Genomic DNA, 22,807 nt, shown 5'->3' with positions numbered 1-22,807 from the left:
TGATGGTTTGAATTCTGTTGCGGCAAATCGATCGATCGCGGAATTCGTTGACGGGGATAACTTACAAATCAACGAAGTGATATTACTGGAATATTCTATGAAGAAGCGAATTCCTGTCACACGACTATGGTTCTCTTGAGGCACCCATTATCGTGCAGGACATGACGCGCGTGATGTGGCTTTTCATCACGCGCCTCATGCGTCGAAGTTATCGGTGACTGCCGAAGACCGCGTCGAGAAGTTGAAAGGCGCCGTCGAGTTCGGGAACGGCATGGCTTGCTGCCGTGACCGCACGATCGAGCGAAGCGCGATCCAGCGCCTCGATCACGATGAGTCCGGCGAACGCGCCTTCCTCACTGCGGCGCATCGACTTCTCGCGCGTGGAGATGGAGGTCGAATCGGACTGCACGCGCATCACGCGGACCGCGACGACCCAGTCCAGTTGCGCGAGCGCATCCAGGCGCTCGCTGGTCAGCGCAGCGGGTAGTTCATCCTCGAAGCGTGCGATCGCGATGTGACTGCCATGGCCGCGCGCATGTCCCGCTTCATCGCTCAGCGTGCCGCCGCCGCGCCGGAAGTGCATCAGCGTGGGCATGATGCGCTGAGTCCACGGCGTGGGCGCGTTGAGCCGCGTCAGATAGCCTTCGCTCGACATCACGCCGGCATGGTCGAGTTCATAGAGCATCAGGTACTCGGACGGCTTGCTGTCGCGCCGCCTGAAGACACGTCCCGAGCAGAAGCCCGGCACGCTCACCCGCTCGAACACATGTTCGCGCGTGAGCCAGTGCAGATAGTCGGTTTCGGCTTCCGGGGCGATGGTGCTCCAGATCGCCAGCAGGCCGCGGTGTGATTCGTTCATCGGCTTCCTCGTTCGATTCGTGGATAAGGTGTCGCTCAAAAGCTGGCCTGCTGCGCGCCGGCGTCCCGTTTGCCAAGGACTTCATCGGCGGAATCCAGGCGGTTCAGATCCACGCCGGCCGTTTCCGGACCGATCGCGATCATGCAGAAGGACAACACGTTCAATGCCGCGACGAGCGCGACCAGCGGCCACGGCGAACCATGGCTCAGGTTCAGCAGCCACGTCGCGACCACCGGGATCGGGCCGCCGGCGAACAGGCTCGCTCCGGTGAACGCCAGCGCCGAACCGGAATAGCGCACGTTGGTCGGAAAGGCTTCCGCGAACGCCACGGGCTGGATGCCGGTCTGCACCTGCGTGAAGCCCATGAACAGGCCCATGGCGATGGCCATCGGCACGAAGCTGCGCGTGCCCAGCACGGGGAAGTAGAACAACATGATCACGAGCGTCGCCGCCGAGGCGATCATCAGCGCGCGCCGGCGGCCGATGCGGTCGCTCAGCAGGCCGCCGAGAATCGAGCCGGCGACGGCGCATGCATTGGCGATCATCAACAGCGTGAAGCCGGTTTGCTTCGGCACGCCGAGCGTATTGGTCAGATAACCGAGCGTGAACACGACCGCGAGATAGAACAGCGCGGTGGGTCCGCAGAAGAACAGCATCATGCGGATGATGGTCTTGTAGTGCAGGCGGAACGCATCCTTGAGCGGACTGCTGACCGACGCGACGGCGGACTGCTTCATCTGCAGGAAGGCGGGCGTCTCGGCGACGCGCAGCCGGATATAGATGCCCACGAGCACGAGCAGGAAGCTCATCACGAAGGGAATGCGCCAGCCGTAGCGCGTGAAGGCATCGGCGCTCATGGTGGCGGACAACAGCAGCAGCACCGCATTGGCGAGGATCTGGCTGAGCGGCGCGCACATGCCGATCAGGCCGGAGTATTTGCCGCGCCGGTCGGCGGGGGCGTGTTCCAGCGCCATCAGCTGACCGCCCGTCGATTCACCGCCCAGCGCGAAGCCCTGGATGATGCGCAACAGGACGAGCAGGATCGGCGCGAGCATGCCGATCTGCGCGTAGGTGGGCAAGAGGCCCATCAGCACCGAGGTGATGCCCATCACCGAGACGGTGCCGAGCATCAGATTGCGGCGGCCGATCTTGTCGCCGAAGTGACCGCAGATGATCGCGCCCAGCGGCCGTGCCGCCAGCCCCACGCTGAAGGTGGCCAGCGAGGCGAGCAGGGCGGAGCTGGGCTCCATCGCCGGGAAGAACAGTTTGGGCAGGACCGTGGCGGCCACCGAACCGTATAGCGTGAAGTCGAACCATTCGAGTGCGGTGCCGAATGTCGCCGCACTGACGGCGCGGTTCGCCATCGAATGCTTGCCGCTTGTTGCGTGTGCCGATTCCAATTTGTCTCCTCCCGGATAATGTGCTGTTGTTGATCGCGCGTTGATCGCGCGTTGATCGCGCAGGCGTGCGCGTCCCTTCGCATCGGGATGCTAATTAAAATGAAAATGCTGATGCGACGGGCGACGAACGCGCCCGAAGTTATGCCGACATGCTTACTGCGTAATTGGGGCCCTGCATGGCGCGGCGAAGCATCGGCGACACGCCGCTGGCTTCGGACAGTTCAGCCGCCGTGGACATCAACGCCGGCACGAGTGCGCTCATGCGCTCTTCGGTGAGACGCGACATCGGGCCTGCGATGATCAGGATGGCGCGCACCTCGCCGGTTGGCGTCCGTACCGGCGTCGCCATCGAACTCATGGCCGGCAGGAACATGTCCTGGGTGGTGGCATAGCCGTTGGCGCGCGCGGCTTCGATGAGCGGCAGCAGCGCCTTGAAGGTAGTCGGCGCGCGTGGGCCGAAGTCGGACGGCGCGCCGAAGCCCTGTCTGGACACCAGGCGCATGGCTTCTTCGTCGCTCATGCCGGCCATCCACACGATGCCCGCGGCGCTGCATGACAGCGTGACGGGTCTGCCCATCTCGGGATCGTAGCGAATGCCCTGGCGCGCGCCCTGGGCCTTGGCCACGTAGATCAGTTGCTCGCCATCGAGAATGGCGAGGCGGACCAGTTCCTCCGAAGTCGACGCGAGCCGTTCGAGGATCGGCTGGGCGACATCCACGACGCCGCCCGCGCTCAGGAAACGCAGCCCGAGCGATGGCAGTTTCATCGTCAGCATGAACTCGCCGCGCCGTTCGTCCTTGCGCACGTAGTCCTGTTCCATCAGGTCGGCCAGCAGCCGGTGCGCGGCGCTGACGGGGACATCGAGCGCGGTCGCGACTTCGGAAAGCGTCCTGCCTTCCGGCGCGTTCGCCAGCTCTTCCAGTACCCGAAGGATTCGATCCGCCACCGCACTCATGCTGTCCTCTCGCTTGGTCCGCCAGGCTCGTGCGGCTCTTGCCGCGTGCCCACAGTATATTGGAAAGAATTTGCATTTTGCAAAGACTTTCCAAAAACGCGAGATTGGGGGTTTGTACGACGGGTGCGACGCGTTGCTTGGGATAGGAGGCTAGACGCGCACGCCTTCCACTTCGAACTCTTCGACCGGACCGTAGACCGCATGCGGCTTGCCGGAGACCACGGCCCAATAACGATCGCCATAGGACCAGTGCCACCACTCGGACGGATAGTTCACGAAGCCGGCGGCGCTCATTGCATCGCGCAGAATGGCGCGGTTGCGCGCTGCTTCGCGCGTGATGAAGGCGCTGTCGGTGAAGCAGGCGCCCGATGACTCGGCGTCGTTGGCGTTGAGGACGGTGCCCATGTCGACATGACCGCCATCGATATGCTGCAAGGTCAGGTCGATGGCCGCGCCCGTCGGATGGCCGCCCACTTCCGGCGGCGCGACCCATTGGCTGACTTTCTCGTAGAGGGCGTCGCCATTGAGCCAGGGATAGTCGCGCTTGAGCACCTGGGTGTAGTCGCGGAAGTAACTGCGCTGCACGTCGAGCGATCGGTACGCTTCGACCACGAGCAGCCGAAGGTGCGGCGGAAGCCGCCGTGCCGCCGTGACGAGCCGCTTTGCGACGTCGTGCCGGGACCAGCAGAAATAATCGCCGTCGCTGGAAATGAGCTGGCGGCTCATATCCACGGCAATGCGCTCATGAATGCCTTGCAAGTTCACGAAAGCTTCACCGCACTCAATGTATTCCATTCGTTTTATGCTTGGGTGCGCCAGTGTCAGCATTGAAGATTCCTTTAGCGTGGATGAGTTTCTTGTTTGAATCTCCAGTCGATCATGGTTTCTTCGCGCACCGTCCGTCAATAGCGTGATTGACGTGTGCGCTGCTCGGCGCACATAACGAAAATGTAGGGAAGCGTGACAGCCCGGGCTATCCGGGCTGTCGTCATGCGTGTTTAGAAGGCTTATTTGGTGGCCGCAACCACGAATGCATCCGAGCGGTCCACCAGCGTCAGCGCGCCCAGCAATTCGCTGTTGTTGAAGAACACCGCGCCTGTTACGGTCGCGCCCGGAAACAGGCAAGGTGCGGCACCGAACGTAATGGTGGCGTCGAGCAGGTTCTTGTCGCCGTGCGGGCGGGTCGTTCCGGTATAGGTGCAGCCGCTCGGTCCGGAGCCCTTGATCGAGCCGTCCATGCCGATGGTGAAGCTCGTCGTTTCACCGCCGCGCGTGGATCCGGCCGCGCCCGAATACGTGCCTGCCACTGCCGAGAGCGTGATCGGGCGTTCATAGGCGAAGTCGTACATCAGGTTGAAGGTGCTGCTGCTCTGCTTCGCCGCGCTCGTGTACAGCGCGCCCTGGATGCTGTTGCGCCCGTTATAGCCGGCGAGCACCGGGGTGTCGCTGGTGCGGCCACCGGTGATGTCGAAGGTGCGTGCGTTGTCGGACTGGAACGTGCCGTGAGAGGCAGTCGCCGTGCCTTGCACGAGGCCGAAGGTGCTGCTGGCCGTATCGACATAGACGAAGTAGAACGCGCCGCTGTCGAGCACTGCGCCGCCGATCGTATGGCCGTATGCGTCGGTGCCGGAATAGAGACCTTGTGCGGCGTTTGGTGCGGGCGTGGCGGGCGCGGCATCCGAACCGCCGCCGCCTCCGCCACATCCTGCCAGGACCAAGGTAAGCGCGGAGAAGGCAACGACACGTTTCATGCTGGTTTTTATCGAGTGAGTTTGCCCGGGCGGCAAAGCGTTGAGAGGAGGCGATGATTCGCCGTTCTGGCGGATAACGGCAGTGCGCGGCCGAACTTGAGCAAGGCCGGATGCCGGGCTATCGTTTGATCGACATTGCACGGTTAAAAACGGACTTTGCCTTGAACAATGATTCATTGAACAATCGAAAATACGGCGAGTTGAATTGCGCATTCCGCAAGAGAATCCAAGGCGTTTATCCAGATATTGGTGATAACATTTCAACCACTTGAGTTTTGAGAATCATGTTGAGCACATTCGGCGAAAATAGTCGTGAAAAATCGCACCGACTGGTTGGTTGGCTCAAGTTTCGTCATCTGCAAATTCTGGTAACGCTTAAGGAGTGCCGCAGCCTGAATGCGGCGGCGAAGCAGCTCAATGTCACGCAGCCGGCATTGAGCAAGACGCTCGCGGAAATGGAGCAGACCTTCGGCGTGGCGCTGTTCGAGCGGGATTCCCGTGGCGTCGTGCCCACGCAGTATGGCCAGACCGTGCTGAGAGGCGCCAAGCTCCTGCTGGATGACCTCGAGCGCCTGCGTCGCGAAACCCTCAGCGATCATCCGGACCTGCTGATCAAGATCGGCGCCGCCCCTTTCATTGCTCAAGGTTATCTGCCGGTCGTGTTTCGCGAGCTCACTCGCTCGAATCCCCAGTTGCGTGTACGGCTCAAGGAAGCCCCCGTGCCCGAATTGCTGTTCCGGCTGGAGCAGGGCGAACTGGATGCGGTCATCACGACCTTTGCGCTTCCCAGTTCGGCCATGCGATCGTTTCAGTTCAGGAAGCTGTTCACCATGAATCTCGTGGTGATCGCTTCCGCAAGCGATCCCTTGACGAATCTCGATGCAGTGCCCTGGGACTTGCTCAAGGACAAGCGCTGGATCCTGCCGCCGTCGGATTCCATCATCGGCAAGGCGGTGGCCGAGATGTTCGTCCTCGACGGCTTGCCGCCGCCGGTGCCCGTGATCGAATCGCAGCAGCCGTTGACGAATCTGCAGATGGTGGCGGACGACGTCGGCCTGAGCGTCTTGCCTTCGCTGGCCCTGTTGAATCAGCCGGCGGAAGAACAGGTGAAGATCCTCAACATGTCGCCGCGCCTGCCTTCTTGGCCGGTCGCGCTGATTCATCGCCGGGGCGAACCCGCGCCCTGGCTGCCGCTGCTGCTCGATGCACTGAACGAAGAAGAATGAAGCCGGCGCCCCGTGCGGGGCGCCGTTTGCTTATCACACGCCCGTCTTCATCCCCATCGCCGGATCCGAGACGAGATCCTTGCCGTTCTCGATCCGTCCCGCGAAGCGCCGCCTGAATGCAGCCGACGTGCTGCTCGTGACCGTGAAGTCGTACCAGTTGCCGCTGTCGGTCACCGGCCAGCTCAGTTCGCCGATGCTGTTGGCCGCAACCGTCTTGCTCCACGGACCATCGGTGCGATAGGCGAGCGCGGCGGCCGTGAAGGTCACGGGCTGGTTGCCGCGGTTATGCAGCTTCACGCTGACGGACGTCGCATCGCACGGCAGATAGCACACCTGGATCTCGGGGTTCGCCGCGGCGCTCACTTCGTTCAGGTTGCCGACGAACTCGCGGTGATAGCCGTTCGGACCGAGCACCCAGAGATCGTAGCGGCCGTTGTCGGCGGCGGGCACCGTCCAGGTTCCCGTCAACGACTTGCCCGCCTCGACCACATAGCGGCGCGGCACGAGGTCGAGGTGATTGCGGTCGTACACATGGAAGACCGCGCCCACGCCGCTCGTGCTGCCATTGGCGAATTCGAGCGCAATAACACTCGCCCCCGCGCTGATGTGCGCTGTCGTATGCAGTTCATAGGGCAGGGCGCGCGAAGGACGCGATCCCGTGGCCTGCGCGGGCACCGCCGATGCCGCCGTCGCCGCAGGAACGGCAATCGCCGCGGACGCCGCCTGCGAGGTGGCGAGTGAATCGGCAGAGTCTTTCGTCGTGCGTCCCGACAAGGCCGCCAACGTAGCGCTGTTCGGGCTCACGAAGTCGAAGCACGACGTCAGGTCTCCGCACACCGCCCGGCGATAGCTGCTGATCTGCGGCTCCACGACGCCGAAGCGCTTCTCGAGAAACATCAGCGTCGAGGTGTGATCGAAGACCTGCGAGTTCACGAAGCCGCCGCGGCTCCAGGGCGAGATCACCCACATCGGCACGCGCGGTCCGGGGCCGTAGGGCCGTCCGTCGATGGCGGGCTGCTTGCTCGTCGCCGGCGTGAAGTTATGGTATTCGGGCGCCATCTCGATGTCCGACAGCGTGCTTCCTCCGGCCATCGAACCATCCGCCGCATGCGACGGCGCGCTCGGCGGCGGCACGTGATCGAAGAAGCCGTCGTTCTCGTCGTAGTTCACGAGCAGCACCGTCTTGCTCCACACCTCCGGATTCGCGGTGAGGGCGTCGAGCACTTCCTGCACGTACCAGCCGCCTTGCGTCGGGCTGGACGGCCCCGGATGCTCGCTGTACACCGAAGGCGGGATGATCCACGAGACGGCCGGCAGCGTGCCTTTCTGGATGTCGTCGCGGAAGGTTTCTAGGAAGCCTTGCGGCATCGTGTTGCCGAAACCCTTCGCGAGCGGGCTCAACGGATCGTCGATGGAGGCATCGTAGAACGGACCCGCTGCCGTCACGGCCTGCGTGATGTCCGTGCTCGCGACATACAGCGGACGTCGCTCTGCCGGCATCTGCTCGACGGCGGCGCGCCAGTGGCGGAAGCTCATCATCTCGTTGCAGCCGAAGTTGTCGATCAGGCTTTGATAGACCTTCCAGCTCACGCCGGCCGACTGCAGCCGGTCCGCATAGGTCGTCCAGGTCCAGCCGTCCGTGGATGCGCCCACGTCGTTGCCGCCGTTGAATTCATTGTTGAGCGCGGCCACCCTGACCGGCACGTTGCCGCCCGGCGTCACGCCGTTGGGGCCGTTCGTACCGGTCCAGTAGAACAGGCGATTGGCGATGGTGCCGGTATGCATGCCGCAGTGATACGCGTCGCACAGCGTGAAGGCATCCGCGAGCGCGCGATGGAACGGCACTTCGACGGTCTCGTAATAACCCATCGACAACGGCTTCTTCGAAGTGGGCCATGCCGCCATGCGGCCGTTGTCCCAGGCCGCTTGTGCATCGGCCCAGCTGTGCGGCGTGCTGCCGGCGCGCTGTGCGTTGCCCTGGCTTTCGTCGAGATGATAGGGCAGCAGCGTGCTGGTGGCGCCGCCATTCGTATAGCTTTGATAGAACACGTTCGAAGCCGTCGGCGACGGAATCGCGAAGCGGTCGCCATAGCCGCGCACGCCCTTGAAGGTGCCGAAATAGCTGTCGAACGAGCGGTTCTCCAGCATCAGCAGCACGACGTGCTGCACGTCCTTGATGGTGCCGGTGACGTTGTTCGCATCGATGGCGAGGGCACGGCGGATCGCGGGCGGAAAGGTCGAGAGCACCGCTGCCGATGCGACCGTGCCGAGCGACGAGCGGAGGAAGTTTCTCTTCGATGGACTGAAAGTCATGCGTTCTTGTGGGCTCGTTATTGGAGGGCCAGGAGAGGCGGGAGGGGCCGCGTGGCTCAGGGAGCGGGTGCGCAGTGGCTGGTCTTGCAGGTGGAAGCGTCGCTGGACGCAGGCGCATCGGAGCCTGAGTCATGTCCTCCGCAGGCTGCCAGCACGAGCGTAGCGCAAACGATTGCACTCGCGAGCAGCGGCCTGCCCGGCTTGAAAAAGCGGGTCATGTAGGTGGTCTTGGTGTGAATGGAGCGGGTTGATCGACGGACGGCACGCGCTTGAGGACAAGCTTCGTGCCGATGGAATCGGGCGCCTGATTCAGTCCGTCAATCTAGCGGGACTTTCTTGCAGAAATGTGAAAGGTGCGGAAAGAGGTTTCGTAAAGACGCGGTAATCGGAGTCAAGCTGGCGCGGGGAAGCGCCAGGCGAGGGAAACTTTCTTGCGGCGGCTAGTGCAGCCAGGCGAAGGCCGCGAGCGCAATCATGACCGTGATCGCGCCGCCGATGCGCGTGGCGATCTGCGCGAAGGGCATCAGCTCCATGCGGTTGGCGGCGGTCAGGATGGCGACGTCGCCGGTGCCGCCGAGGCCGCTATGCGTGGCGTTGACGATGGCCGCCTCGACCGGATACATGCCCATGCGGCGCGCGACGAGGAAGCCGGTCAGCGTCAGCGTGAGCACCGTAGACACGGCCGTCACGATGTTGATCCAATGGAACGCCGCAACGATCTCGCCCCACGGCGTCATCGCGACGCTGATCGCGAACATGAGCGGATAGGTGACGGCGGTCGAAAAGAAGCCGTACATGAAGCGCGCGCCGCCGCGCACGCGGGGCGACACGAGCTGGAAGAACTGTGCCGCGACCACCAGCACGAGCATCACCACCGGCGCAGGCCAGTCGAAGTATTGATGGCTCAGCACGCCCACCAGATACAGCGCAATGGCCGTCGCGCCCGCGGCTGCGACCGAACTGACATCGAACTCGAAGGAAGGCGCGCGGGCCTCGGTGACTTCATCGTCGGCCTGGGCGAGTGTCAGGCGGCCATTGCCAGTGAGTTGCGGACGGCGCGTGCCGAGATAGCTCAGGAGACCCGCGCAGCAGATCGCCGCGATGTTGCCGAGCATCACCGCCGAAAGCACTTGCGCGAACAGCGGCCCTTGCTCGACGCCGAGAATCTGCGCATAACCCGCCGAGAGCGGCAATGCGCCTTCACCCACGCCGCCCGCCATGATCGGCACCACGACGAGAAAGAGCGCGTGCTTCAGGTCCAGTCCGAGCACCGTGCCCACGGTCGTGCCGACGAGCGCCGCCGCCACGGATCCCGCCGCCACCGGCACGAAGATCCGCACGAAGCCCTTGACGAGCGTCTGCCGGTCCATGCTCAGCACGCTGCCGACGATGATCGCCGCGATGAACAGATAGAGGAAGTTGGACTGCTTGGTGAAGGTCGTGACAGCCTTCGCGATGGGCGCGGGCATCAGGTGGTAGTACACCAGCATCGACGGGATGAAGGCCGCGAAGATCGAGGTCGCGCCGATGTGGCGGATCCACGGAATGCGCTTCGCCAGTTCGGCGCAGGTGAAGCCGCCCACCGTGACGAGCGCGATGCCGGTCGGCAGGTCGGCGGCGAGCTTGCCGTGCGCGGTCATCGCGCCGAGCACGAGGATCAGCAGCACATAGACCGGCAGCGGCAACGCGCCGATGCGCACGTCGAACACGCGCCACCAGCGTTCTTTCAGGCCCGGATTCTCGCGCGTGGCGACCGAGGGTGCGGCGGACTTCATCGAGGGTTCTCCGTTCATCGCGGGTCAGATGAAAATGAGCAAGGCCGCACCATACACGATCAAACCCACGGCAAAGGTCATCACGGTGAAGCCGAGCACGCGCTGCACGCCGACGCCCGCCATCGCGACCACCGGCGCGGCCCAGAACGGCTGCAACATGTTCGAGACCTGCTCGCCCATGGCGACGGCCATCGTCGTCGCCGGCACGGATGCATGCAGCGCAACCGCCGCCGGCACCACGAACGGTCCTTGCACGGCCCAGTGACCGCCGCCGCTCGGAATGAAGAAGGTGACGATCAGCGAGCAGATGTAGCTCCAGAACGGCAGCGTGTGCGCATTCGAGATCGTGATGAAGAAGTGCGAGATGACGTCGGGCAGGCCGGTGGCGTCCATCATGCCCATGATGCCGCCGTACAGCGGGTATTGAAGCATCATCGAGCCGGTCTGCTTCGCGGCGTTCTTGATGGCATCGGCATAGGCGAGCGGATAGCCATGGCAGATCACGCCGCCGATGAACATCACGAAGATCACCGCATTCACGCCCGAGAACGGGATGTGCTGAACCTGCGCCAGCACGATCAGCGCAATCCCCATCGCGCCGATGAACGCACTGCCGAGCCACGAATGCTCGATGGCCTGCGCGAAGCTCAGCTTGCCTTCGGGGCGCTTGCGCACCGGGGCGTCGGGATGCTTGTCGGTGTCGAGCACGACGGCGTCTTCGTCGCGCGGCTTGAGCCACGTGAGCACGAAGGGCATGACGACGAGCATCACGAGCGTCGGCACGAGATTGAAGCGCGTGAACACGGTCTCGCCGAACGGCAGCACCGCGCCCGTCAGCTTCTGCACGACGTTCATCGCGCTGCCCGGCGTCGATTGTGCCAGCGCGATGGAACTCGAAATGCCGCTGGCCCACACGACCCAGCCCGAGAACCCTGCCGCGACGATCCACGCGAAGTCCACGCGCAGGCGCTTGGCCACTTCACGCGCGAGCAGCGCCGCGACGACCAGCCCCATGCCCCAGTTGAAGAACGAGGTGACGGCCACCAGCACGAAGGTCAGCGTGGCAGCCTGCGCGGGCGTGCGCGCGACCGACACGAGCGCCTTGAACAGGCGCTGCACCGGCGGCGCGTGGGCGAACGCGTGGCCCGTGACGAGCACGAGCGTGATCTGGAAAGCGAACGTGAAGATGCCGAAGAAGCCGTTGTACCAGCCGCCGATCATGCCCGGCACGGACGCATGCGGCGCGAAGATCAGCGAGAGCGCCGCGACGATCGCGGTGATGAGGATCGCGAGCACGAACGGATCGGGAATGGTGCGCTCGAACAGCCGGATGGTGGCTTCGGTGAAACGGGTCTTGCGAACGGGCGTCGGCGCGGCGGTGGATTTCATGCGGTGTCTCCTGTGAGTCTTGTTCTTTTTTAGATCGCGAAGCCGTACAACACGGCGGGATTGGTTTCGAGAATGCGTTCCCGGGTGCTGTCGTCCTCGGCCCATTCGCCGAGCAGATCGAGCAGCATGGCGTCGTCGGGCTTGTGCGTCTCGGTCACGTGCGGCCAGTCGCTGCCCCATACGAGACGCTCGGGCAGGGCATCGACCCAGGCGCGCGCCATCGGCGTGATGTCGGCGTAGCGTTGCTCCAGACCCGCCGCCGAATCCAGATAAGGACCGGACAGCTTGATCCAGGCGCGGCCCGCGTCGGCGAGATCGCGCACGATGTCGAAGGCCGCGTGACGCACGCCGTCAGTGAGCGGCAGACGCGCGCGATGATCGAACACCATCGTCGCGGGCAGGCGGCGCAACAGCGCTTCATGCTCGACGATCTGTTCGGCGGTCCAGTGCAGCTGCACGTGCCAGCCGAGTTCGGCGACGCGCCGCGCGAGCGGCTCGACCATCTCGAAGCCGACCGCCGCATTTGCCGCCGTATAAAGCGTAAAGCGGATGCCGCGTATGCCGCCCCGGTCGAGCGCGGCGAGTTCGTCGTCGGTCACGTCCGGATGCAGCACGGCAATGCCGCGCGCATGCTCGATGCCGAGCTGGCGGATGGCATCGACGGTGACGGCGTTGTCGGTGCCGTACACGCGCGGCGTCACGATCACGACCCGCTCCGTGCCGATGCGCGCCTGCACCTTGCGGTACGCGGCGACATCGGCATCGGCGACGAAGCCGTGCGCGGCCGGCTGCTTCAGGAACGCGCGGTCATAGATGTGAATGTGGGAATCGCACTTCATCGCGGCAGGTCTCCGTTCACAGCACGGCGCGCTTCGCACGCAATGCTTCGATGTCCGCTTCGCTCAGACCGGCTTCGCGCAGCAGCGCATCGCTGTGCTGGCCGAAGGCGGGCGCGGCGAACGGCTCGGGCAGCGGCGTCGCGCCGAAGCGCACCGGATGCCGGAAGCCGCGATAGCCGCCCAGGCCCGGATGCTCGAAATGCGTGACCATCTCTTCGGCGAGGACTTGAGGATCGTCGAACATGTCTTCCACGCTGCGTGCAGCGGCGCAGGGCACCGCGTCGCCGAAGCGCGCTTCCCATTCGAGCGCGCTACGTTGCGCGAGCGCCGCATGCAGTTGCGGCACGATCTCGTCGCGATGGATCGCACGCTTGCGCACGCTGTCGTAACGTTCGTCGGCGGCGAGCGCGTCGAGGCCGGTCAGCTCGCACAGCGACTTCCAGAAATGCGGCGTGTTCGCGGAGAGGTAGAGATATCCTTCGCGCGTCGGATGAATGCCCGTGATGCCGCCCGAACGCATGTCGCGGCCCACGTCCTTCGGTTCGCCGTCGGCCCAGATGAGTCGCGCGGACTGCATCGTCAATGCACTTCGCAGCAGCGATACACCCACGTACTGTCCTGCGCCGCTCTTCTCGCGCGCGAACAGCGCGGACGCCACGCTCGACGCCACCAGCGCCGCCGCGTAGTAATCCACCACTGAGCCGTACAGCACTTCGGGCGGGCCGTCGGCCGGGCCTTGCAGCGTGCACATGCCGGTCATCGTCTGCAGGACCTGGTCATAGCCCGCCTTGTCCTTGTTCGGACCGGTTTCGCCATAGCCCGTCACCGCGCAATAGACGAGCCGCGGATTCACTTCGCGCAACTGCTCGTAAGCGATGCCAAGCCGCGCCGGCACGCTCGGACGGAAGTTATGCACGAGCACGTCGGCCTGCTTCACGAGCGCGAGCAACACGTCCAGCGCTTCCGGCTGCTTCAGGTCGAGCGCGAGTCCGCGCTTGCCACGGTTCACGCCGAGAAACGCGCGGCTTTCCGCTTCGAGCGTCGACGGGTACTTGCGCAGGTTGTCGCCCGTGGGCGGCTCGATCTTGATGACTTCGGCGCCCTGGTCCGCCAGCAGCGTGCAGCCATAAGGACCGGCGATGTACGCGCTCAGGTCGAGCACGCGCACGCCGGAGAGCGGTCCGCCGCGCCCCATGTTCTGTTCCATGAAACCTTCTCCTTTCAAATTCCTGCAGCGGCGCGCTGCTCTTCGGAGAGCAGGCCGAGCCGGGCGGCGTCGCTGACCAGCACGCGCGCGCGTTCGACGAACGGCGGATCGATCATCCGGCCATCGACGACATACGCGCCGACACCTTTTGCATCCGCGTCGCGCGCGGCAACGACGACCCGCACCGCGTGCGCGATGTCTTCGTCGGAAGGACGGAAGACGTCGTTGGCGATGGCGATCTGGCTCGGGTGAATGCAGCTCTTGCCGATGAAGCCGAACGCGCGCGCCAGTTGCGCCTCCGCGCGAAAGCCGTCGACGTCCTTGATGTTGGCGAAGGCGCTGTCATAGGCGAAGACGTTCGCTTCGCCCGCCGCGATGCGCAGCGCGAACATCGCCTGTTCGATGGCCGCGTTCTCGCGCCGCGCGATACCGAGCGGCTCGAACAGGTCGCCGAGCCCGAGTTGCAGGCCCGCGACTCTCGGATGCGCGGCAGCCAGTTCGGCGGCGTGGCGCAACGCGCGCGGCGACTCGACGTTGAGCAGCAGGCCGATCGGCGCGCTCACGCCGTTGGCGCGCTCGGCCGCTTCCAGCGCGGCGGCGGCCGCCAGCACGTCGTCGGGATGTTCGGGCTTCGGCAGGTTGATGAGGGAGACGCCGTTGCGCGCGACTGCGTCGATGTCGGCGGCGAAATGCGGCGTGGACAGCGCGTTCACGCGCACGATCAGCGTCTTGTCGCTTGCCAGGGCGTCGCTGCTTTCGAGCAGTACGCGCAAGTCGGCGCGCGCCTGCGGCTTGCGCTCGGGCGTCACGCTGTCTTCGAGGTCGAACGAGAGGGCGTCGGCGGCGCCGGCGAGCGCCTTGGCAAAGAGTTCCGGGCGCGATGCCGGCACAAAGAGCTTGCTTCTCATGTGTCTCCCAACTGTTCTGAACTGTATTTGCTTTATCAAACAGTCTACGCAGGCTCAGGTTTTAGATAAACTATCCACGTCTATCTTCAAACAAAAGCAAATCTACGTTATGGAGTCAGCGTTCCTTTCCAACTTGCTGCTCGTCGTCGATACCGGTTCGATGGCGGAAGCGGCGCGGCGCGTCGGCGTGACGCCGGCGGCGATCGCGCAGCAAATGGCGTCGCTCGAACGCGAGCTCGGCATCACGCTGTTCGTGCGCTCGGGCCGCACGGTGATTCCGACCGAGGCGGGGCATCGCGTGATCGAGCGGGCGCGCGGCCTGGTGGCCGATATCGCAGACCTCAAGGCGCACGCGCTGGAAGGCGAGCCGACCGGTGAGCTGCGGATCGGCACCATCACGACGGCGCTGCTGAGTCTGCTGCCCGATGTGCTCGCCAACTTTGCACGCGCCTTTCCGCGCGCCAAGGTGCTGATTCGCGCGGGTACGTCGATGGAGCTCTACGACACGCTTCAACGCGGCGATCTCGATGTCGCCATCTGCCTGCATCCGTCGTTCGCGTTGCCGAAGGCCTATGACTGGCATTTGCTGCGTGAGGAACCGCTCGTCGTGCTGGCGCCCGGAAGGCTGGCTCGCGAGGATCCGCATGAGTTGCTCCGGCGCGAGCCGTTCGTCCGCTATGACCGAACGCTCGGCGGCGGCAAGCAGGCCGACAACTATCTGCGGGCTGCACGCATCGTGCCGCGCGAACTGTTCGAACTGAACTCGCTGATGGCCATCGCGATGATGGTGGATCGAGGACTGGGCGTCTCGCTCGTGCCGGACATCGTTTCGCCGATGACCGCCGCGCTCTCCATTGCGCGCCTTGCTCTGCCGATGCAAGTGGAGCCGCGCCGCTTCGGCATGGTGTGGCAACGTTCGTCGCCGCGCGCGCGGCTGATCCAGGGCTTGCTGCGCTGCGCGGACGAGGCGGTCGCGGCAAGCATTGCGAAGGGGTGAGTGAAGGAATGATTCGCCATAAGAGAACGTCTTGTCACAGAGACGTCAAGGCAGCAACAATCCGCATGCATACTTTGACTAACTATCGAATGATGCGCGGCATAATGCAGATAATCCGTTTCCGGATTGATAACTGAGCGAGCGCTATCATGAGCGAACCAAAAATAAAGCGAGACCCGGAGGGAACACGGCGGCGCATTCTGGAGGCGGCCACCGAACAGTTCACCCGGTTCGGGCTGGCCGGCGCACGAGTCGATGCCATCGCCACCGCGGCCGAAACCAATGAGCGCATGCTCTATTACTACTTTGCGAGTAAAGAAGGCTTGTACGTTTCGGTTCTCGAAACAATGTACGGGCGCTTCGGAGAGCGTGAAGTCAGTCTGGATCTGACGGGTCTGCCGCCTTCCGAAGCCGTGCGCAAGCTGGCCGAGTCCATCTGGGATCATCTGCGTGAAAACCCCCAATGGCTGAGTCTGATCAATAACGAAAACCTGCATGAAGGTCGATACCTGGAGCGGTCGAGCACGCTGCGCGAAACCATCTCGCCGGTCATCGCCATCATGCGCGAGATCCTCGAACGCGGCATGGCGTCGGGCGAGTTCCGGCCGGGCATCGATCCGCTCGACTTCTACATCACGGTGGTCGGCATGGGCTACTACGTGGTGTCGAACCGCTTCTCGATCAGTGCGTTCACCGGACGCAACTACAGCGAGCAGCCGCGTTACGAAGCCATCGCGGCGATGCATACCGACATGCTGTTGGCCTATCTCACTTCGCACAAGAAGACGCAATAAGCTTCGCCGGGGCGATCGCCGTCACGCCCTCTGACGTGATGAATCAGGCGACGCGGTGTCGTCTCCCCAGGCCTTGGCGGCCGCCACCGCGCGCCGCCAGTCCTTCAGATTGGCCGCCACGCGTGCGGGTTGCATGGACGGGTTGAAGCGCCGGTCTTGCTGCCACTGCTGCTGCACCGTTTCAAGGTCAGGCCAGAATCCCGTTGCCAGTCCCGCCAGACAGGCTGCCCCGAGCGCGGTCGTCTCGATGATGCGCGGGCGCACCGCATCGATGCCGAGCAGGTCGGACTGGAACTGCATCAGCAGATCATTTGCGCAGGCGCCGCCATCGACGCGCAGTTCATCGATATGCATGCCCGAGTCGGCTTCCATGGCCTTGAGGACATCCGCCGATTGATACGCGATCGAATCCAGCGCCGCGCGCGCGATGTGCGCCGCCGTCGTTCCGCGCGTAGCGCCGAACAGCGTGCCGCGCGCGCGGGCGCTCCAGTGCGGCGCGCCGAGTCCCGCGAAGGCCGGCACGAAGAAGACGCCATCGGAGTCGGGCACGCTGCGCGCAAGCGCCTCGACTTCGGCCGCGCTGCGGATGATGCCCAGTCCGTCGCGCAGCCATTGCACCACCGCGCCCGCGATGAAGATGCTGCCCTCCAGCGCGTAATGGACTTCGTCGCCGAGCTTCCAGGCAATGGTCGTGACGAGGTCGTTCTTTGATTCGATCGGCTGTGTGCCGGTGTTCATCATCAGGAAGCAGCCGGTGCCGTAAGTGTTCTTCGCCATGCCGGAACGTGTACACATCTGGCCGAACAGTGCTGCATGCTGATCGCCCGCGATGCCGGCCAGCGGCACTTCGGCGGTCAGCACGCCGGCTGCCGTGCGCCCCACGCATTCCGACGACGCGCGCACGTCGGGCAGCAGGCTGCGCGGGATGTCGAAGGCGTCGAGCAGGTCGTCGTCCCAGTCGAGCGTGTGGATGTTGAAGAGCATCGTGCGGGACGCGTTGGTGATGTCGGTGACGTGCAGTGCGCCCTTCGTGAAATTCCAGATGAGCCAGCTGTCCACCGTGCCGAACGCCAGCTTGTCGCGCGCCGCCTGCTCGCGTGCGCCCTCGACGTTGTCCAGGATCCAGCGGATCTTGGTCGCGGCGAAATACGCGTCGATGGGCAAGCCCGTCTTCGTGCGCACCATCGCCGACAAACCGTCCGCCTTGAGCGTGTCGCACAGGTCGGCGGTGCGGCGGTCCTGCCACACGATGGCGTTGTGAATCGGCTTGCCGGTCTCCCGGTCCCACACGATGGTCGTCTCGCGCTGGTTGGTGATGCCGATCGCGTCGATATCGCCGGCTTCCGCGCCGCCTTTCAACAGCGCTTCGGCGGCGACGCCCGACTGGGTCGACCAGAGTTCCCACGGATCGTGTTCAACCCAGCCGGGGCGCGGATAGATCTGCGTGAACTCCTTGTGCGCGGATGCCACGACCCGCCCTTGGGCGTCGAACAGCATCGCGCGTGAACTGGTGGTGCCCTGGTCGAGGCTCAGGATGAAGCGCCGTTTCATTGTCCGTCTCCGCATATTGTTCTTGACCCGCGTGACCCGCGCGTACGCTCTAGGCCGCGTGTTCCGCATCCTGCCGGGCGAACCAGTCGTCGATGCGGGCAGCGACCGTGCCGCGCGAATCCGCCTCGATGTGCAGGCCCAGTTTCGAGCGGCGCCACAGCACGTCTTCGGAAGTCCTGGCCCATTCGACGTCGCGCAGATAGCGCAATTCGGCTTCGTGAAGAGCGAGGCCCGGCGCGAGCGACGGCCCGAGATCGTCGAGACTGCGCGCCGCACCGATGAGCGTGTCCGCGCGCGTACCGTAGGCATGTGCGTAGCGGCGCGCCAGTGACTCCGGCAGCCATGGATGACGCGACTGCAGCGCCGCGATGAACGCGTGTATGTCCGCATGAGGCAGGTCGCCGCCCGGCAGCGGCACACCGGCGGTCCAGGTCCGGCCGTCGTGCCGAAGCGCGCCGCAGAGCGTATCGACGGCTTCTTCCGCCAGCTTCCGATAGGTCGTGATCTTGCCGCCGAAAACCGAAAGCAACGGCGCTTCGCCATCGGGATGATCGGTTTCGAGCCGGTAGTCGCGCGTCACGGCGGAAGCGTTCTGCGCGTGCTCGTCCTCCAGCAGCGGACGCACGCCCGAGTAGCTCCATACGACATCGGCCGGCGCAATCTTCTGCTTGAAATAGCGATTGATGGATTCGCACAGATAGCGCACTTCCTCGGCGTCGATGGACACTCGCGCCGGATCGCCGTGAAACTCGAGATCGGTCGTGCCGATCAGCGTGAAGTCGCGCTCGTAGGGAATCGCGAAGATGATGCGCTTGTCGGGGTTCTGGAAGATGTACGCGTCATCGTGAGCGAAGAGACGGCGCACCACGATATGACTTCCCTTCACCAGGCGCACGCGATGCTGCGGTTTCTCGCGCGTGTGGATGCCGTTGCGCAGCAACTCGCCGACCCACGGACCCGCCGCGTTGACGATGGAACGCGCCCGCACGGTCGAGACCGATCCTTCACCGCCGCCAATGCGCGCGTGCCACTCGCCTTCCTGCCGCGACGCGCTGACGAGCCGCGTCCGCGTCAGCACAGTTGCGCCGCGTTCGCGTGCATCGAGGGCGTTCAGCACGACGAGGCGGGCGTCGTCGACCCAGCCGTCGGAGTAGATGAACCCGCGCTCGATGCTGTCGACCAGCGGGACACCGGCGGGATGGCGGCGCATGTCGATGCCGCTCGACCCCTGCAGCAGTTCGCGTTTCGCCAGATGATCGTAAAGAAACAGTCCGGCGCGGATCAGCCAGGCCGGGCGCAGTTCCGGCATGTGCGGCATGACGAAGCGCAATGGCGAGATGATGTGCGGGGCCGAGCGCAGCAAGGTCTCGCGCTCCTGCAGGGCTTTGCGCACCAGACCGAACTCACGGTATTCGAGATAGCGCAGGCCGCCGTGAATGAGCTTCGTGCTCGACGACGACGTATGCGACGCCAGATCGTCCTGCTCGACCAGCAAGACCGAGAGCCCGCGTCCGGCGGCGTCGCGCGCGATGCCCACTCCGTTAATGCCGCCGCCCGCCACGAGCAGGTCGTAGATCAAGCCTTGCATGGTTCCGATATTCTCCAGCGAGCGTGCGATACAAAAATAAGCGGAATCGAACAGTAATATTCGTTTCCGAAAAATCTATCGAATATCGCATGGAAAGTAAAGCCGCCCGCAGCCTGGCCGGAGCCAACAATAAAGGCCGGGATGCCTGGACGGACGATAAGCCCGCGCGTCGCCTACCCACCAGAAATTTTCGGAAATGAACGTTCAGCTTTCGAAATATCGAGCGGACCGCCGTCGCGAAAACTATCGACAGCGGCGGCGCAGGCGCGGCGCGGGTCGCGCTGACGGCCACACTGTGATGTCGAAACCGCGCGTGCGATACTCGCGGACCCGCGCGCGGCCCTCCAGGAGGACACGCGCATGTTGATCGAACCCGCGCAGGATCTGCAGAAATGACCGCTTCAGAAGACATCACGCTCGCTCCCGACACACTGCACGCACTCGCGCGCCGCGCCTTGCTGGCGGCGGGCGCCACCGCATCGGCCGCGGAAGCCACGGCAAAGGCGCTCGTCTATGCCGACGCGCGCGGTCTCTCTTCACATGGCGTCGCGCGCCTGCCGATGTACCTCGCGCAACTGCGCAACGGCCGCGTGGATGCGGCGGCCGTGCCGGCTATCGTGCGCGACCGGGGCGCGGCTTTTCTCGTCGATGCCGCCGATGGCCTCGCCTTCCACGCCTGCGCGCTTGCCATCGCGACGGGCATCGAACGCGCCCGCACGTTCGGCACGGCGACGGCGAGCGTCACGCGCAGTCATCACTTCGGCGCGGGCGCGTATCACCTCGAAGCGGTGGGGCAGGCGGGACTCGTCGGTCTCGCGTTCAGCAATGCGCCGGGTTCCATGCCGGTATGGGGCGGCAAGCGCGCGCTGCTCGGCACCAATCCGATTGCCGCCGTGTTTCCGCGCGCGCAGGCCGAGCCGTTGATGATCGACCTTTCGCTGTCGCAGGTGGCGCGCGGCAAGATCATGCTCGCGGCCCGCGACGGCAAGCCCATTCCGGAAGGCTGGGCCACGACCGCCGATGGCGCGCCGACCACCGACGCTCACGCCGCGCTCGGCGGCATGATGCTGCCCTTCGGCGGCGCGAAGGGCGCCGTGCTGGCGCTGATGGTGGAACTGCTGGCGGCGGCGTTGTCGGGCGCGCAGTTCGGTTCGGAGGCGGGATCGTTCCTGACCGAAGAGGGTCCGCGCTCGGGCGTGGGCCATCTGTTCTGGCTGCTCGATCCGGATGCGCTGGCGGGATCGCGGGTCTATCAGGAGCGCATCGAGACGCTGATCAAACTGATGCTCGCGGATGACGACGTGCGTCTGCCGGGGTATCGGCGGCACGAGATTGCGGCGGCCAGCGAGCGCTCGGGCATCGTGCTGAACCGCAAACTGTTCGAGCAACTCAGCGCACTGGCGAACGATAACGCCGACGCGCTCTGATATCCGCCCGCATCGGGCGCGGCAGCGCGTTGACGTGTGTACGCGTTAGCCGGGCTATTCGGTTGGTCGCCAGCTTCCTGTCTCCGGGCACAAGCTGGCAGGCGCGCCGTCCACCCACACTTGCTCGTCATCAAGTTGCAGGGCAGTGGAGCGGGCCGTATCGAAGGTCACGTTCAAGACTCGCGCGACACGCGCATCTTCGATGGGAAGTTCCCAGGTCAGGAATACTTGAGTGAGGTCCTTTTCCGGCGCGAAGTCCGCTTCGCAGAAGCCGCTGCTGCCACGCGGGATGACCGCATGCGGCTGCCCCGTATCGAAGATCATCGCGGTCCCGCGCACCAAAGGAATGCGCTGGCCCGTGACCGGGAAATGCACGTCCAGTCCCTTGTCCTCGCTCAGGAACAGATTGCAGAACGCCGCGCCGCCGTATTGCGCGCCGTCATGGTGATAGCGAGCGCCACGACAGGCCATGAGCGCCACATCGCTCGACGCCAGCGCACCGGGCAATCCGAGCGCATCCGTCCACGCAACCATGGCCTGCACGCAGCGGCGATAATCCGGCCAGCGCGCCTGCGTGCGCGCGAGGGACATCGGTTCGACATCGCCGGCTTCCAGATCCAGTTGCGAAGCGATCTCCCGTTGCCAGTCCGCGAGCACGCGCGCCGAAGGCACGGGCACGTCGAGCGTATCTGACAGCACGATGCGGCTGACCGAGCGGCTACGCAACGTGTCGCCGCTCCAGAAGAAGGAAGTCAGTTCGCCGGGCATGGCATGTCGCTCCTGGATCACTCGCTGCGCGCGCGCATGCGCTTGCGGATCTCGGAATCGAGAATCAGCCGCCCGCGCAGCTTGCCCTTCATGCGCTTCACATATCGCGGCGCTTCAGTCATGTGAATCACCATCAGCTCACGCACCTTTTCGGCGTCCCGCGCGCGCGCCGCTTCGGTGATCGCTTTATGAATCTTCACGTTGGCGCGTCCGAACCGTTCATGTTCGGCCTGCGGCGTATCGTTCCGGTATTCGATCAGCTGGCGGATCATCTCGTTGATCAGCTCGCAACTGAAGCGCAGGAACGGATTGGGATTCGCGGCGGCGAGGATATCGTGGAAGTTCACGTCTTCCTGACGCTGCCTGACGATATCCTTGCCCGCCAGCGCCGACGACGGCTCGTCGCAACAGGCGATATTGCTTTCGAGTGCCGCGAAGTCTTCTTCGGTGAGATGCGGCACCGCACCGGCCGCCAGTTCGGGTTCGAGCAACTGGCGCACGGTATAGATGTCGTCGATGGTCACGTCCTTGAAGAACAGATAGTTCTGCAGCAACTGCAAGGTGCGGTCGAGCGGCACCTCGACGATGGTCCCGCCGCCCGACGGCCCCGTCGTCACCTTGATGAGCCCTTGCACTTCGAGCGACTTGAGCGCCTCGCGAATCGTGCTCTTGCTCACCGTGAAGAGCTGCTGCAATTCCACTTCGCGCGGCAGCTTGTCGCCGGGCTTCAGGTCCTTCTCCGTGATCAGCCGCTTGATTTCCTCGGCGACCAGATCCGCGCGCTTGGGCTGCTTGATCGATTGCCGCGCGAGCTCGATTCCCGCGCCGGCGCGCTTGGCACGCTCCATCACCATTCCTTGCTCCTCTCGACTCGCCGGCCGTTCAACCTGTCCCGGGCACCTTCATTCGCATGCGCTTTCGCGCAGACCGGAATATTGCCTTATTGACACCCGAATTTATTGTTCCTAGCATCAGCTTCATCCTATTTATCATGATAAATAGGATGAAGCCAGCCGATGCCTGAACGTATCACGAAAAAAAAGCGCGGCGGTCGCGAAGG

At 64.4% G+C, this 22,807-nt stretch carries 19 protein-coding genes; 4 read left to right on the top strand and 15 right to left on the bottom strand.

The genetic code is table 11. The features are described 5' to 3' along the window. Window positions 1-208: 208 nt before the first annotated feature. The 5 genes from QCE83_RS19480 to QCE83_RS19460 form a co-directional block, all read right to left on the bottom strand. Window positions 209-859 carry a DUF4286 family protein gene (locus tag QCE83_RS19480; RefSeq protein WP_309814474.1) on the bottom strand — a complete coding sequence of 217 codons (651 nt, stop codon included), beginning with the start codon at window positions 857-859 and terminating at the stop codon, window positions 209-211. A 35-nt stretch (window positions 860-894) separates the two neighbouring features. Further along, window positions 895-2,223 (bottom strand): MFS transporter, encoded by a 1,329-nt coding sequence (locus QCE83_RS19475; RefSeq protein ID WP_309815486.1) that lies wholly within the window; start codon window positions 2,221-2,223, stop codon window positions 895-897. A 175-nt stretch (window positions 2,224-2,398) separates the two neighbouring features. After that, window positions 2,399-3,214 (bottom strand): IclR family transcriptional regulator, encoded by an 816-nt coding sequence (locus QCE83_RS19470; protein ID WP_309814470.1) that lies wholly within the window; start codon window positions 3,212-3,214, stop codon window positions 2,399-2,401. 150 nt (window positions 3,215-3,364) lie between these two features. Continuing rightward, window positions 3,365-3,979 (bottom strand): M15 family metallopeptidase, encoded by a 615-nt coding sequence (locus QCE83_RS19465; RefSeq protein ID WP_309814468.1) that lies wholly within the window; start codon window positions 3,977-3,979, stop codon window positions 3,365-3,367. A 242-nt stretch (window positions 3,980-4,221) separates the two neighbouring features. Then, window positions 4,222-4,965, bottom strand: a complete 744-nt coding sequence (locus QCE83_RS19460; RefSeq protein ID WP_309814463.1) for a hypothetical protein — start codon at window positions 4,963-4,965, stop codon at window positions 4,222-4,224. Between the two features lie 284 nt (window positions 4,966-5,249). Here QCE83_RS19460 and QCE83_RS19455 point away from each other — a divergent pair, with 284 nt between their 5' ends. Beyond that, window positions 5,250-6,191, top strand: a complete 942-nt coding sequence (locus QCE83_RS19455; RefSeq protein ID WP_309814460.1) for a LysR family transcriptional regulator — start codon at window positions 5,250-5,252, stop codon at window positions 6,189-6,191. Between the two features lie 33 nt (window positions 6,192-6,224). Here the strand turns inward: QCE83_RS19455 and QCE83_RS19450 are convergent, their stop codons facing one another. The 6 genes from QCE83_RS19450 to QCE83_RS19425 form a co-directional block, all read right to left on the bottom strand. After that, window positions 6,225-8,504, bottom strand: coding sequence for a phosphocholine-specific phospholipase C (locus QCE83_RS19450; RefSeq protein ID WP_309814456.1), 2,280 nt, complete (start codon window positions 8,502-8,504; stop codon window positions 6,225-6,227). A gap of 440 nt (window positions 8,505-8,944) precedes the next feature. After that, window positions 8,945-10,279 (bottom strand): 2-hydroxycarboxylate transporter family protein, encoded by a 1,335-nt coding sequence (locus tag QCE83_RS19445; protein ID WP_309814453.1) that lies wholly within the window; start codon window positions 10,277-10,279, stop codon window positions 8,945-8,947. Between the two features lie 24 nt (window positions 10,280-10,303). Further along, window positions 10,304-11,668, bottom strand: coding sequence for a TIGR00366 family protein (locus QCE83_RS19440; RefSeq protein WP_309814449.1), 1,365 nt, complete (start codon window positions 11,666-11,668; stop codon window positions 10,304-10,306). Window positions 11,669-11,697: 29 nt separating this feature from the next. After that, window positions 11,698-12,507 carry an amidohydrolase family protein gene (locus QCE83_RS19435; protein ID WP_309814448.1) on the bottom strand — a complete coding sequence of 270 codons (810 nt, stop codon included), beginning with the start codon at window positions 12,505-12,507 and terminating at the stop codon, window positions 11,698-11,700. A gap of 16 nt (window positions 12,508-12,523) precedes the next feature. Beyond that, the gene (locus tag QCE83_RS19430) at window positions 12,524-13,714 is read right to left on the bottom strand and encodes a CoA transferase (protein WP_309814443.1); all 1,191 of its coding nucleotides are present in this window, start codon (window positions 13,712-13,714) and stop codon (window positions 12,524-12,526) included. A 14-nt stretch (window positions 13,715-13,728) separates the two neighbouring features. Next, window positions 13,729-14,622, bottom strand: a complete 894-nt coding sequence (locus QCE83_RS19425) for a CoA ester lyase (RefSeq protein ID WP_309814440.1) — start codon at window positions 14,620-14,622, stop codon at window positions 13,729-13,731. A 109-nt stretch (window positions 14,623-14,731) separates the two neighbouring features. Between QCE83_RS19425 and QCE83_RS19420 the strand changes: the two genes are divergently transcribed. Then, window positions 14,732-15,619 (top strand): LysR family transcriptional regulator, encoded by an 888-nt coding sequence (locus tag QCE83_RS19420; protein ID WP_309814436.1) that lies wholly within the window; start codon window positions 14,732-14,734, stop codon window positions 15,617-15,619. 149 nt (window positions 15,620-15,768) lie between these two features. Beyond that, the gene (locus QCE83_RS19415; protein ID WP_309814433.1) at window positions 15,769-16,413 is read left to right on the top strand and encodes a TetR/AcrR family transcriptional regulator; all 645 of its coding nucleotides are present in this window, start codon (window positions 15,769-15,771) and stop codon (window positions 16,411-16,413) included. A 21-nt stretch (window positions 16,414-16,434) separates the two neighbouring features. Here QCE83_RS19415 and glpK read toward each other — a convergent pair whose 3' ends face one another. Both glpK and glpD read right to left on the bottom strand, forming a co-directional pair. Further along, window positions 16,435-17,964 (bottom strand): glycerol kinase GlpK, encoded by a 1,530-nt coding sequence (gene glpK / locus QCE83_RS19410; RefSeq protein WP_309814430.1) that lies wholly within the window; start codon window positions 17,962-17,964, stop codon window positions 16,435-16,437. Window positions 17,965-18,013: 49 nt separating this feature from the next. Beyond that, window positions 18,014-19,552, bottom strand: a complete 1,539-nt coding sequence (gene glpD, locus QCE83_RS19405; protein ID WP_309814427.1) for a glycerol-3-phosphate dehydrogenase — start codon at window positions 19,550-19,552, stop codon at window positions 18,014-18,016. Window positions 19,553-19,944: 392 nt separating this feature from the next. Here glpD and QCE83_RS19400 point away from each other — a divergent pair, with 392 nt between their 5' ends. Continuing rightward, window positions 19,945-20,979, top strand: coding sequence for an Ldh family oxidoreductase (locus QCE83_RS19400; protein ID WP_309814425.1), 1,035 nt, complete (start codon window positions 19,945-19,947; stop codon window positions 20,977-20,979). A gap of 54 nt (window positions 20,980-21,033) precedes the next feature. Here the strand turns inward: QCE83_RS19400 and QCE83_RS19395 are convergent, their stop codons facing one another. Next, the gene (locus QCE83_RS19395) at window positions 21,034-21,747 is read right to left on the bottom strand and encodes a hypothetical protein (protein ID WP_309814423.1); all 714 of its coding nucleotides are present in this window, start codon (window positions 21,745-21,747) and stop codon (window positions 21,034-21,036) included. A 17-nt stretch (window positions 21,748-21,764) separates the two neighbouring features. Beyond that, window positions 21,765-22,601: an FCD domain-containing protein gene (locus QCE83_RS19390; protein ID WP_309814420.1), complete on the bottom strand. Its 837-nt coding sequence runs from the start codon at window positions 22,599-22,601 to the stop codon at window positions 21,765-21,767. Window positions 22,602-22,807 lie beyond the last annotated feature (206 nt).

Source organism: Caballeronia sp. LZ034LL, from assembly GCF_031451215.1.
Lineage (GTDB): Bacteria > Pseudomonadota > Gammaproteobacteria > Burkholderiales > Burkholderiaceae > Caballeronia.
This window is presented reverse-complemented; position numbering and strand designations above follow the sequence as displayed.